At 37.8% G+C, this 13,149-nt stretch carries 12 protein-coding genes and 1 other annotated feature; of the genes, 10 read left to right on the top strand and 2 right to left on the bottom strand.

The annotated features are described in order from the left end of the window. The first annotated feature begins 51 nt into the window (after window positions 1–51). The 4 genes from MKY71_RS12625 to MKY71_RS12610 all read left to right on the top strand — a co-directional run bounded on the left by MKY71_RS12625 (window position 52) and on the right by MKY71_RS12610 (window position 5,150). Window positions 52–1,140: a M42 family metallopeptidase gene (locus MKY71_RS12625; RefSeq protein ID WP_339195340.1), complete on the top strand. Its 1,089-nt coding sequence runs from the start codon at window positions 52–54 to the stop codon at window positions 1,138–1,140. A 197-nt stretch (window positions 1,141–1,337) separates the two neighbouring features. Continuing rightward, entirely contained in the window at window positions 1,338–2,915 is a 1,578-nt protein-coding gene (locus MKY71_RS12620) for a spore germination protein (RefSeq protein WP_339195337.1), read from the top strand. Further along, entirely contained in the window at window positions 2,912–4,024 is a 1,113-nt protein-coding gene (locus MKY71_RS12615) for a GerAB/ArcD/ProY family transporter (protein WP_339195334.1), read from the top strand. The genes MKY71_RS12620 and MKY71_RS12615 overlap by 4 nt, the downstream gene beginning before the upstream one ends. Before the next feature lie 13 nt (window positions 4,025–4,037). After that, window positions 4,038–5,150 carry a Ger(x)C family spore germination protein gene (locus MKY71_RS12610; protein ID WP_340732832.1) on the top strand — a complete coding sequence of 371 codons (1,113 nt, stop codon included), beginning with the start codon at window positions 4,038–4,040 and terminating at the stop codon, window positions 5,148–5,150. Between the two features lie 90 nt (window positions 5,151–5,240). Here the strand turns inward: MKY71_RS12610 and MKY71_RS12605 are convergent, their stop codons facing one another. Then, window positions 5,241–5,693 (bottom strand): CoxG family protein, encoded by a 453-nt coding sequence (locus MKY71_RS12605; protein WP_339172477.1) that lies wholly within the window; start codon window positions 5,691–5,693, stop codon window positions 5,241–5,243. 290 nt (window positions 5,694–5,983) lie between these two features. Between MKY71_RS12605 and argF the strand changes: the two genes are divergently transcribed. Continuing rightward, complete coding sequence (gene argF / locus MKY71_RS12600; RefSeq protein WP_339176629.1) at window positions 5,984–6,949, top strand: ornithine carbamoyltransferase; 966 nt, start codon at window positions 5,984–5,986, stop codon at window positions 6,947–6,949. A gap of 261 nt (window positions 6,950–7,210) precedes the next feature. On the opposite strand, the gene sspI is transcribed toward argF, so the two are convergent. After that, the gene (gene sspI, locus MKY71_RS12595; RefSeq protein WP_339172476.1) at window positions 7,211–7,420 is read right to left on the bottom strand and encodes a small acid-soluble spore protein SspI; all 210 of its coding nucleotides are present in this window, start codon (window positions 7,418–7,420) and stop codon (window positions 7,211–7,213) included. Window positions 7,421–7,543: 123 nt separating this feature from the next. On the opposite strand from sspI, the gene MKY71_RS12590 reads away from it, so the two are divergent. The 5 genes from MKY71_RS12590 to qoxD all read left to right on the top strand — a co-directional run bounded on the left by MKY71_RS12590 (window position 7,544) and on the right by qoxD (window position 12,680). Next, window positions 7,544–8,305, top strand: coding sequence for a TrmH family RNA methyltransferase (locus tag MKY71_RS12590; RefSeq protein ID WP_340732830.1), 762 nt, complete (start codon window positions 7,544–7,546; stop codon window positions 8,303–8,305). A 601-nt stretch (window positions 8,306–8,906) separates the two neighbouring features. After that, window positions 8,907–9,794, top strand: a complete 888-nt coding sequence (qoxA, locus tag MKY71_RS12585; RefSeq protein WP_339172472.1) for a cytochrome aa3 quinol oxidase subunit II — start codon at window positions 8,907–8,909, stop codon at window positions 9,792–9,794. Window positions 9,795–9,831: 37 nt separating this feature from the next. Further along, window positions 9,832–11,796, top strand: coding sequence for a cytochrome aa3 quinol oxidase subunit I (gene qoxB / locus MKY71_RS12580; RefSeq protein ID WP_339172470.1), 1,965 nt, complete (start codon window positions 9,832–9,834; stop codon window positions 11,794–11,796). Then, window positions 11,796–12,395 (top strand): cytochrome aa3 quinol oxidase subunit III, encoded by a 600-nt coding sequence (qoxC, locus tag MKY71_RS12575; protein WP_339172467.1) that lies wholly within the window; start codon window positions 11,796–11,798, stop codon window positions 12,393–12,395. Before qoxB ends, qoxC begins: the two co-directional genes overlap by 1 nt. 3 nt (window positions 12,396–12,398) lie before the next feature. Continuing rightward, entirely contained in the window at window positions 12,399–12,680 is a 282-nt protein-coding gene (gene qoxD / locus MKY71_RS12570) for a cytochrome aa3 quinol oxidase subunit IV (RefSeq protein ID WP_008407695.1), read from the top strand. 68 nt (window positions 12,681–12,748) lie between these two features. Further along, window positions 12,749–12,979 (top strand) — a binding site (T-box leader). Window positions 12,980–13,149: the final 170 nt, after the last annotated feature.

Below are 13,149 nucleotides of genomic sequence, written 5' to 3'. Positions count from 1 at the left end.
TCGAAATATTGTCGCTATAATAAAGATGAGTAATTATTAGGGGGAAACCACATGACAAAGCTCGATGCTACATTACAAATGTTCAAAGATTTAACAGATGCAAACGGCATTCCAGGAAATGAACGTGCACCACGTGAAGTAATGAAAAAGTATATCGCACCATATGCAGATGAAGTAGAAACAGATAACTTAGGCAGTTTAATCGCCAAAAAAGTAGGCGATGAAAACGGTCCGAAAATTATGGTTGCGGGCCACTTGGATGAAGTTGGTTTCATGGTGACACGCATCGATGATAAAGGGTTTGTGTTCTTCCAAACTGTAGGCGGCTGGTGGAGCCAAGTAATGCTTGCCCAACGCGTGACAATTACAACGCGCAAAGGGGAAGAAATTATCGGAGTGATCGGTTCAAAGCCACCACATATTTTACCGGCTGATGTTCGTAATAAAGTAGTCGACATTAAATCAATGTTCGTTGATATCGGTGCCACTTCAAAAGAAGAAGCAATGGAGTGGGGCGTACGTCCAGGCGATATGATCACACCATATTTTGAATTCAACGTTATGAAAAACGAAAAGCATCTTTTGGCGAAAGCATGGGACAACCGAATTGGCTGTGCAATTGCAATCGATGTACTGAAAGCATTAAAAGAAGAAAAGCATCCAAACATTGTTTATGGTGTCGGGAATGTACAGGAAGAGATTGGCCTTCGCGGTGCGAAAACATCATCATTTAAAGTTCAACCGGATATCGGTTTCTCTGTAGATGTAGGTGTTGCTGGTGATACACCTGGCGTGACACCGAAAGAGTCGACTTCAAAAATGGGCGCAGGTCCACAAATTGTCGTATATGATGCATCCATGGTATCACATACAGGTTTACGTGAATTTGTTTTAGATGTAGCTGACGAAGCGGGCATTCCATACCAGTTCGAAGCTATGGCTGGCGGCGGTACGGATGCAGGTTCAATCCATATTACAGCAAATGGTGTGCCATCATTGGCAATCGGTGTAGCAACACGTTATATTCACTCACACGCAGGTATCCTGCACCGTGACGATTATGATAATGCTGTGAAATTAATTGTAGAAGTAATTAAACGATTAGACCGTGAAGCAGTAAATAAAATTACATTTGAATAAAAATGAAATTACGATCTGGAACTATGAATGAAGATGTAGACCAGGTGAAATAAAAATCAGTTTTCCGAAAGGGAAATTGATTTTTTTTTTTTGCCTTTACCACAACGAAACCTATAAAGAAATCGATATTTGATGAATAGAAAAATAATATAGGGAAATAATGCTTCTATTAATTATTTTAGAATGGGGGCAATAGAATGTTTTTTGGAAAAAAGAAAAATGAATCACGCAAAAAACAAACTGAAACATTACCGCCATCTTCTCAAAATAAAGAAACACCGGAACAGGTATCCGTCCAAACACAAAAAAGTGAAGCCATTTCTGAAACTACTGAAATTTTTATTCAGGATATGAAGGAGCGGGTGCTGTCACCAGCCGATTTGGTCGTACGCCATGTAACTGAAAAAATTACGATTATTTTTGTGGATAATTTAATTAAAGAAGATATTTTGAACTTAAAACTTTTGCCGGCTTTACAAAATATTGAAAACGAATCACCGGAAACAATCATAAGTCAATTGCCGCTTCCGCAAATAAATGAGACTGATAAAATGACTGATTGTGTAGATACAATGCTGACGGGAGCAGTTGTTATTCATGTAGAAGGACATAGCTGTGCGATACTTGTCATTATCCCGGCGAGAGAGTCACGAGGTTTAACACCTCCGGAAAATGAATCGCAAGTAATTGGATCACAAGTTGGTTTTAATGAAAGTTTGTCGACCAACATTTCTCTTGTTCGGCGCTATATAGCAAATCCGAATTTGGGGAACGAAAAATTCAAGGTTGGTAAACAAACAAATACCGCGCTTTCAGTAATGTATATTAAAGGAATTGTGGCGGAGCAAAATGTTAATACAATAAGGCAAAGAATTGAAGCACTTGATATTCAAGACATAATAGATAGTGCGGAACTGTCTGAGTTGCTTGATGACAATAAGCTTTCCTTTTTCCCGCAAATGTTAATAACAGAACGTCCAGATCGATTTTGTGATGGATTGCTAAGCGGGAAAGTAGGGATTCTTGTTGATGGGAGTTCAATGGCAATTCTTTGCCCATACAGCTTTTTTGAGTTCTTTCAGAGCAGAGAAGATAAAAACTTACGATGGCCAATCGCAACGTTTTTAAGGCTCTTAAGGTTCGTCGCTATTTTAATTTCCATCTTTTTAACACCACTGTATGTAGGAGCTTTAACTTTTCATTACGAAGTCATACCGCAGTCGCTGTTAGTTCCGCTAAGTGAATCGAGGGCCCGGGTTCCTTTCCCACCAATACTGGAGGCGCTTTTCCTGGAATTGATTATGGAATTGCTTCGGGAAGCAGGGGCAAGGTTGCCCACAAAAATAGGTCAAACAATAGGAATCGTCGGCGGTATTGTATTAGGAACAGCCGCAGTACAAGCAGGGATTACTAGTAATATCCTGATCATTATTGTTGCGCTATGTGCCTTGTCATCGTTTATTACGCCAAGTTACATGATGGGGAATGTCATTAGGATTATTCGTTTTCCGATTATTATTATTGCAGGGTTTTGGGGTTTTTATGGAATAATGCTCGCATTTTGTATTTTATTGATTCATCTATTGAGACTGACAAGCCTGGGTGCTCCTTATTTGTCGCCATTTTATCCTCCAAGAATTCGAAGCTGGGGCGACAGTATAATTCGCTTTCCGTATCGGTTTACTGTTCGCAAATCGGCAACTACAAGAGTAGATGGTGCTGAATTTTCATCAGGCCAGGATGGTCAGAAGAATGATAGGAATGTGGAAGAATGAAAAATAAATTGCAAATCGGAACAAATGAGATGTTTAATGCTCCTCTACTTTTCTATATAATTTGTGCTTCCCAGGTTGGAGTAGGGGTTCATGGATTTCAGGCAGTAATCTATCAAAATGCAAAACATGATGCCTGGATTTCCATTATTATTAGTTTTTTGGTCGCCTATCTTTCGGTATTTATGTCATTGAAGCTATTGAAAATGTATGAAACGGAGGATATTTTTGGCGTTAATCTCGATCTATTTGGCAAATATATTGGGAATTTTATTAATTTACTTTTAGTCATATATAGCAGCTTAGCTTTTTTTGCAATTATAAGGAATTATACTGACGTTATTAATGCTTGGGTTTTTCCGGAATTAAAACCTTCCTTTATTATGATTACATTGATGATTCTGGTAGTGTATGCCTTTACTGCAGGTCTTCGGACAATAATCGGGATATGTTTTTTTAGCTTTTTTTTAGGATTGTGGATTCCTGTTGCGCTAATCATTCCATTGAATTATGCTAACGTAAATTATTTATTGCCTGTATTTAGCGCTGATTTAGTTGAACTACTTAAAGGGGCCTATTACATGACCTTTACCGTAGCGGGATTTGAAGTGATTCATACACTTTATCCGTTTATTAAGGAAAAAGAAAAAGCAAAAAAATATGTTTCTTTAGGGTTATTTTTTACAATGTTTCTGTATTTGTTTGTCATGATTGTCACATTAACTTTTTTTAGTGGGGAACAGCTTGAGCGTACAATCTGGGCAACATTGTCGCTCTTTAGTAATATTCGTCTTCCTTTTCTTGAAAGGATTGAACTGATTACTGTCTGTTTTTGGATGATTGTAATATTACCGAATCTCTGTTTATATGCATGGTCGGCTTTCAGGGGAATGAAAAGGATTGCCAATATTTCAGAAATGAAATTTATTTTAGGCATGTTTTCTTTAATATTTATCGGATCTTTCTTCATTGAAACAAGAAGTGAAATCTATGAATTCAACAACAAGTTTGGATATATGGCATTTATTATTGTGCTGATTTATCCGATGGTTCTGTATTTAATAGCTTATATAAAAAATTCAGTCTCCAGACAGAGAGCCGGAAAGGAATGAATGAGCTGGCTATATGAAAAAATTCATTATAGTAATCGCTTTTACATTTATGTTAGGTGGCTGTGCAGAACAGAAAATTTTAGAAAATATAAGTTTAACGACATTGGTCGGGTATGAATTGGAAGATGAAGGGGATCTGACTTTCATAGCTGTAATTCGACAAGTTAATCAAGATTTGGAAAGCCGTGTAGAGATACAATCTGCAACAGCTGCGACAAGTAAGTGGGCACGCACTAAAATTGACTTAAAAACATCTAAAATAACTGGTTCAGGTCAATTGAGGGTTGCCTTGTTCGGTGAAAACTTGGCCAAAGAAGGGTTGGACCACAATCTGCACATTTTAAAAATGAGTGCTGAAATTAGTAATGCTACCTATTTAGCCATTGTTGAAGGTGATATAAAAGAGTTACTGGAATACCAGTACAAAAATATAACGGATATTGGGCAGTATATTTACCAGTTAATCCAGCAAAATATTGAACATCATCATGCGCTGTCATCAACTCTTCATGAAGTGAATAGAGATAAATACTCTTTAGTAAAAAGCTATGCCCTTCCAGTAATCAAAAAAGAAGAAGAAAATATTGTCATCTCAGGAATGGCACTTTTTAAAGACAGCAAAGTTGTCGGTCAGATTTCTGCTGACGATACAATGTTTATAATGATGATCAGAGAACGCACTCATAATGGAACACTACAATTAGAATTGCCTGAATCAACGCTGGATGGCATAACTGAAAACCCGTTTGATGAATTGGCTGTAGCGATTGATTCCATTGATTCGAAGCCCGTACTTAGACTTGTGGATCCATCAGTACCTGAATTTGATCTAACGATAAAAATGGAATGCCGTTTAAGAGAAATAAATACGGATATAATTGTAGATGATCCGGAAACAATAAAAAAACTTGAAAAGGAAATCAATCATAAAATCGAAAGCGAGATAAAGCAAATTATTAAGTACAGTCAAGATGTGAATTCGGATATATTTAACTTTGGTGAGCGTTTTAGAGCAAGGGTACGCAATGTGATAGTCGATAAAGAAAAATGGTATGAGTTATATCCGCAAATGAAAGTGAATGTTAAAGTGGAATCACAAATTGTACGCGATGGTGTGTTTCAATAAGTTTTGTGAATTTGGTCTGGAATCTATATAAAGCTAAAGGTCAAAAAACCATTAATTTTCCGGTCAGTGGGAAAGTTAATGGTTTTTTGTTTATTTTACGTCATGAAGGGCAGTTAGCTTTGTCTCAATTGAGTTCGTCAAATCAGTCGTCGCTTTAGGTACGAAACTTTCCAATACTGGGTTGATCATCATCCCCATAAAACCGCCCGCGGATAGATCAAGGCTTCCTGTAACTTGAGCGGATTCGTTATTACCGGCAGTAATATTAAAATAGCCGTTACCGTCAAAGTTGTCCGACAAGCCTTTAATGTTAAATTTTACATCACTTGGCTCAATAGAATCCGTAATATCGACTTGAAGGGTAATCTTTTTTTTCGTAAATCCTAAATCTGCAAGTAAAGTCCAAGTGAACTGTGTATCATGTTGTGCTTCATGTTCGATATAGCCTGGGATTAATGGTGCCCAATTGTTGTAATCCTTTAGAAAATTCCATATTACATCGTTTGATAATGGTAATTGCACTGTATGGATAGCGTTCGGCATAATAATTCCTCCTAAAATCAATTAGCAGTACGAGTAAATTATTTCCAAAAAGTACCGCTGTAAATAGTATGCTAAAAAATGAATAGGAATTCCATAAAAATCATAAATTTTCTCCATTAATCATTATAAGTATCGCTTAAGTAATTATTTTGTTTTGAAGAAGCGTTATCGAGACAGTAGTAATTATTGAACAATTAAATTAATTTAAATAATTTATAATAATTCACTTGATTTTATAATTATTCATTTGTATAATAAAACCAACATAAAGCTCACAGAGGTGTGTAATGATGAAGTTATTAGAAGAGGTGCAATTAAAACCCGTTGAAAGTTTACAAGGAAAAGACTTATTAACACTGCTTGACTATACGAGTGAAGAAGTGAAACAACTGCTTGAACTTGCGACACAGTTGAAAACAATAACGAAGGCAGGCAAATGTCCACGATTATTGGAAGGTAAAACACTTGGCATGATCTTCGAGAAAAGCTCAACTCGTACACGGGTATCGTTTGAAGTAGGGATGCAGCAGCTCGGGGGATATGGCATGTATATGAATGCACGTGATATGCAAATCGGCCGTGGTGAACCAATCTCCGATACAGGAAGAGTTCTGTCAGGCTATTTAGACGGGATTATGATCCGTGCCAATTCCCATACGATGGTTGAGGAATTAGCTGATAACGCATCGATTCCGGTCATTAATGGATTAACGGATCTTGATCATCCATGCCAGGCATTAGCCGATCTTGAAACAATTGCCGAAAATAAAGGCGAATTGAAAGGGTTAAAAATCGCTTATGTAGGTGATGGCAATAACGTAGCACATGCGCTAATAGTTGCTGCAGCACATGTTGGAATGCATGTAGCAGTTGCAACACCACCAGGATATGAATGCGATACGCGTATTATAGAAAAAGCACAGGTGATTGCTTCGCGTAATGGCAGTACCATTATCGTAACGAATGATCCAGTGGAGGCAGTTACAAATGCAGATGCTGTTTATGCAGATGTATGGACATCTATGGGGCAGGAAGAAGAAACGCAAAAACGCTTGAAAGATTTTGCGGGATACCAGATCAACGATGAATTGGTTGCCCATGCAAAGCCGGATTATATGTTCCTGCATTGTTTACCGGCACATCGTGAGGAAGAAGTTGCGACGTCAGTAATTGATGGTCCAAATTCTTATATATTTGAGCAAGCAGAAAATCGCCTGCATGCACAAAAAGCAGTTTTAGTATCTCTATTGGCGTAAAAAAGGCAGTGGCTTTGTACTACGGGTTGTAGTCGCCACTGTGAACCATACATTATTTATGGGCAGGAAGGGCAAATAAATAATGTAGTAGTCCAACGTGAATAACAACGGGAGACGCTGTGACGATTCATGAAGAGCTACAAGTGATGTCTGTATTCAAGATGGAATGCCCCATCACTACATAGAAAAAGCAATCCGGGAGACGCTGGATTGCTTTTTTGTATGGAATCATAATTGAAAGTTGGTTGGTTATGCTAAAAGTTAGCTGACAAATTGTTTTGCTAATTTTTGTGAAAATTCATTTCGCTCACTTTCGCTTGCACCATTCCACCATTTTTCCAGGAATACTCCAAGGCCTGGTAGTAAATGTTCCTCGCCCCGTGAAATTGCATCATTGACGATATCCTGAAATTCAGCGGCATCTGAGCCTGTAACATTGGCAGTAATTGCTTGTCGAATTTGAAAATCCATATGAAACCTCCTTTTCCCATACTTTGTTCAAAATAATAAACTTTATACATGGTATTGCATTATGGTTTACAAAATAATTGTGATAAAATATACAATCGAGTACGTAAAAAAGGACGGGAAATCATGAAAAGAATCGAATCAACACAAAATGCGCTAGTGAAGCATTGGAAAAAGCTTGTTACACAACGTAAAGAACGTGAAAAAACAGGAGAGTATATTGTCGAAGGCTTTCATTTAGTGGAAGAAGCGTTAAAACATAAAGAACAGATTGTACAAATCATTGTGCGTGATGGTGTGGATCTACCATTATTATGGGCAATCGATGAGGTAGTATTAGTCCATGTAAATGATGCAGTCTCTAAAGAAATTGCGGAAACAGAAAATTCCCAAGGAGTATTTGCCCATTGTAAGCAACAGCAAATTTCAGAAGATGAACAATTTAATTGGCGTAAAGTACTATTAGTCGATGCTGTTCAAGATCCGGGTAATATCGGTACGATGATTCGTACGGCAGACGCTGCTGGAATTGATGCGGTTGTTTTAGGCAAAGGCAGTGTCGATGCATTTAATCCAAAGTCATTACGTTCAGCACAGGGCTCTCATTTTCATATTCCAGTCGTACGTGGAGACTTGTTGGAATGGGTGGAAAACCTGCAGGCTGACGGTATCCGTGTATATGGGACTTCACTAGATGAGTCGATTTCATATAAAAATGTTGAGCCTAGTGATTCATTTGCTTTAATTGTGGGTAATGAAGGGAGTGGCATTAATCCGCAAATTTTGGCAAAAACAGACCAGAACATCATTATTCCTATTTTAGGTGGAGCAGAATCACTAAATGTAGCGGTGGCAACAGGAATATTATTGTATGCTTTTGTAAAATAAACAGGTAAAACGTTGACGAGGGATTTTGTAAGTAAGTACTTATAAAATCCCATTTCTTTTAAAATATTAGGTAAAAAGTGGAAATAAAATCCATAATTTGAGAGGGATTACGCTTTCTGATTAGTCGCAAAATATGAACTTTAACGAGTTCATAGAAATGTCATTTTTGAAATGAAGTTCCCTTTTAGCTCGCAATTGCTCTGTTTTACTGCATTTGTCGTCATTATTTTAAAATATTAAAAAAGAATCGCTTGAAAAATGGCAGAAATAAGGGTTTTTTCCAATTTGATGTTTTGACACTTATTTGATGTTTAACTAAAATCTAAGTAGGTTAGACAGGCGCCTTAAGTTGTCACAACAAAAAAATAAAATAATGCTTTTTGAAATAGTGAGCAAACTGTTAATTATGGGATTCAATTTAAAGGCTCTAAATGGTGATGAATTGATGGTCTGGCTATTTGCCACTATATGCATAGTGTAAATGGTAATAAGTGAATTTATTCATTCGATGTCGCACTACGTATTATTTTATTTTCGCTCTCACATGAAAGCGCTTAAGCAAAATCTAACAAGCTCTATTTAATTGGAAAGGAGTCCAACTATGAAAGTAAATATGAAGGGAACATTACTCTCTTTCATGGGACTAGGTGCTATTCTATTAGCAGGCTGTAACGATAAGTTAGCAGTACTTGATCCTAAAGGTCCTCAAGCTCAAAGACAAGCCGATGACACAATGTTATTAATTTACCTAATGTCAGGGATTGTTCTAACAGTATTAGCAATTTTGGTATTTATGTTATTTAAATACCGTGCATCAAAACAAAGCCCAGATTACGAGCCACCGCATATTCATGGTCACTGGCTTGTAGAAACAATTATGATTGGTATTCCTGTTATCATCGTTATTTTCTTATCATTTGTTTCTGTTAAGAGTAACTACATTGTTGAGAATGTTCCTCAAGAATATGAAGATCAGGAACCATTAGTTATTTATGCTTCATCATCTAACTGGAAATGGCACTTCAGCTATCCGGAACAAGATATTGAAACAGTAAACTACCTATATATTCCTGCTGGACGTTCAGTTGAATTTAAACTTTATTCTTATGGTCCAATTACAAGTTTCTGGATTCCACAACTAGGTGGTCAGAAATACGCAATGGCAGACATGGTAACAACATTACACTTAGCTGCTGACAACCCAGGCGAATTCTGGGGACGTAACGCGAACTTCTCAGGTCGTGGTACAGCAGAAAACATTTTTGATGTAACAGCATTAACTCAAACTGAATTCGACGAATGGGTAACAGAAGTTCATGAAACGGCTGCTCCATTAACAGAAGAGAAGTTTGATGAATTATTAGAGCCAGGTCACCTTGGTAAACAAACTTATACAGGTACACATCTAGAGTTCTCACCAGCTCCAGAACACAACCATGAATCTTCAGACGAAAACGAAGAAGATGAAGAAGATCATTCTTCACACTAATTTTTGAAAGTAACAACTTTTCGAAAGGAGTACTACTATGTCGGAATTCTTTGCACAGTTTGCAGTTCCACACCCAAGCACATTAATTTATATCGCAATGGCTTCTATAGTATTAGGGTCAATCGCGTTAGTAGCAATCGTTACTTATTTTAAATTGTGGGGCTACCTATGGCGTGAATGGATTACAACTGTTGACCATAAAAAAATTGGTATCATGTATTTAATCACCGCTTTAGTTATGCTTTTCCGCGGCGGTGTCGATGCCGTAATGATGCGTTTACAATTAGCTGTTCCAGAAAACGGTTTCTTAGACGCTCAGCACTATAACGAAGTATTTACAACTCACGGAGTAGTCATGATTTTATTCATGGCGATGCCATTCATTACATTCTTCTTTAACTTTTTAGTACCATTACAAATCGGGGCACGTGACGTAGCGTTCCCACGTTTAAACAACTTGGCATTCTGGTTATTCTTCATGGGTATGGGATTATTTAATATCTCATTCATCGTTGGTGGATCACCTGATGCTGGATGGACTTCATATTTCCCATTAGCGGATAATGAGTTCAGTACATCAGTTGGTACAAACTATTACATGCTGGCACTTCAAATTGCCGGTCTTGGTACGTTAATGACAGGTATTAACTTCATTACGACAATCTTTAAAATGCGTGCACCAGGTATGACATTATTCAAAATGCCAATGTTCACTTGGTCAGCACTTATTGCAAACTTAATCATCGTATTCGCGTTCCCAGTATTAACAGTAGCATTAGCTATGGGTACATTGGATCGTTTATTCGATACTAAATTCTTTGCTATCGGCGACGGTGGTATGGACATGCTTTGGGCCAACCTATTCTGGGTTTGGGGTCACCCTGAAGTATATATCTTAATTTTACCGGCATTCGGTATTTTCTCTGAAGTTATTTCGACATTCGCACGTCGTAACTTATATGGTTATACGTCAATGGTTTGGTCAATGATCTTAATTTCAGTATTCTCGTTCGCTGTATGGACTCACCACTTCTTTACAATGGGTCAAGGTGCATTCACGAACTCGATCTTCTCGATCACAACAATGGCAATTGCAATCCCAACAGGGGTTAAAATTTTCAACTGGTTATTCACACTTTATAAAGGGAAAATTGAAATTACAACACCAATGTTGTATGCATTACACTTCATTCCTTTATTTACACTTGGTGGTGTAACTGGGGTTATGCTTGCGATGTCAGCAGCTGACTACCAATACCACAACACAATGTTCTTAGTAGCCCACTTCCATAACGTAATCATCCCAGGTGTTGTTTACGCGATGTTAGCTGGTTTAACGTTCTACTGGCCAAAAATGTTCGGTTTCATGTTAAACGAACGTATTGGTAAAGCAACAGTTTGGGTAATGTCATTCGGTTTCGTACTTGCATTCATTCCAATGTATATCACTGGTTTAGATGGTCAAGCGCGTCGTATGTACACTTTCTCTGAAGCTTCAGGTTTCAGTACATTAAACATGGTATCGTTCGTAGGTGCCGGAATCATGTCTGTTTCATTCATCATGTTAGTATGGAACATTTGGTACAGTTTCAAAAACTCTCCACGCGACATCGGTTCAGATCCATGGGATGCACGTGGTCTTGAGTGGGCGACACATACACCAATCCCACACTATAACTTTGCAATTACTCCAGACGTAACTGATTCAACTTCAGAAGCATTCTGGGATTCTAAGAAAAATGGCACGAAGTTATTCAAAGGTCAAATTGAAGATATTCATATGCCAAATAACTCAGGTCAAACATTTATCTTATCAATATTCTTCTTCATCGGTGGTTTCGCTATGGTATTCAGTATGTTTACTTTAGCTATCATCAGCTTAATCGGTATTTTAGCTTGTATGGGTTACCGTTCTCTAGAAGACGACCATGGCTACCATATCCATAAAGAAGAAGTAGAATTAATCGAGAAAAAATATGAAAAAGAAGGAGGTGCGAAATAATGGGTAAAGTTAATAACAATGTTCCATTGGAATATTCAACAGAGGAAAATAACCTGAAAATCTTCGGATTCTGGACTTTCCTAGGTGCGGAAATTATGTTATTCGGTACATTATTCGCATCATACTTTGTTCTATCTGGTCGTACAGGTGACGGTCCTACTCCTGCTGAGATTTTCGAAATCGGTCCAGTATTAGCAGAGACATTCATTCTTTTAACATCAAGTTTTACAATTGGTTTAGCTATTCATGCGATGCGTCTTGGCAGTAAAAAAGCGACATTGTCATTTATGGGTATTACATTAGCACTTGGTGCAGCGTTCGTATCTGTCGAAGTGTATGAATTTATACACTACGTGCATATTGGTGCAGGTATTACTACTAGTGCCTTTACATCTGCTTTATTAACAACGTTAGGAACACACGGTCTTCACGTATCGTTCGGTTTATTCTGGGGAATCTTCATTATGATCCAAATCGCTAAACGTGGACTTAACTCAGTAACAGCAGGGAAAACGTTTATCTTCTCACTATACTGGCACTTCCTGGATGTTGTTTGGATCTTCATCTTCAGTTTCATTTACTTGAAAGGAATGATGTAATCTATGGCTAAGTTCTTTCCAATCGGCCAAATTATGGGCTTCGTATTTTCACTGATTTTAACAGTGATTGCAATGCTTGTTTACTTCACAGATATGTCATTCACAACTGGAATGGTTATCCTTTTAGTAACAGCATTCATTCAAGCAGGTTTACAGTTTATTGTTTTCATGCACGCTGGTGAAACAAATGACAAGTGGGCTATCTACTCGAACATCGTATACGGTATCGGTTTAGTAGTATTGACTGTTTTAGGTTCTTTATTAATCCTTCTTTGGGATATGTAATGATGAAAAACACTCCAGCTAGTTGATAAATGTATGAAAATACATTAAACTAGTTGGAGAATATATTACGAAATGCGTTGACCGGGAAGAGTAGGTATACACCATTTGTTTTAGGGAATGCAAGCCAATGACTGAAAGCTTGCTAACAAATTGTATAGCGAAGTTCACCCCGCGAGCAGCATCCGGGATCCACTTGTGGTGAAAGGATTGCCGGCTAGACATAGTCGTTAGCTCCAATGAAGTGATTGCGGTTGCGCAATAACTAGGGTGGTACCGCGAAACTCGTCCTCGTCCCTTTCTTAGGGGACGAGGATTTTTTATTTTCATGAATGTTAATTATAGTTTCGAGGGTTTGCTTGCATATTAACTTGGTGAAGTTGATTGAAGTGGAGGTTCGACTCCTGCAGGAATAGCGTGACGCCTGAGACTAGGAACAAAAGCTAAGAACGCCACGTCCTGTGGCAACGCT

This window comes from Solibacillus sp. FSL W7-1324 (assembly GCF_038008025.1).
Lineage (GTDB): Bacteria > Bacillota > Bacilli > Bacillales_A > Planococcaceae > Solibacillus.
Note: the sequence above shows the minus strand (reverse complement) of the source record. Positions and strands in the feature narration are given on the sequence as shown.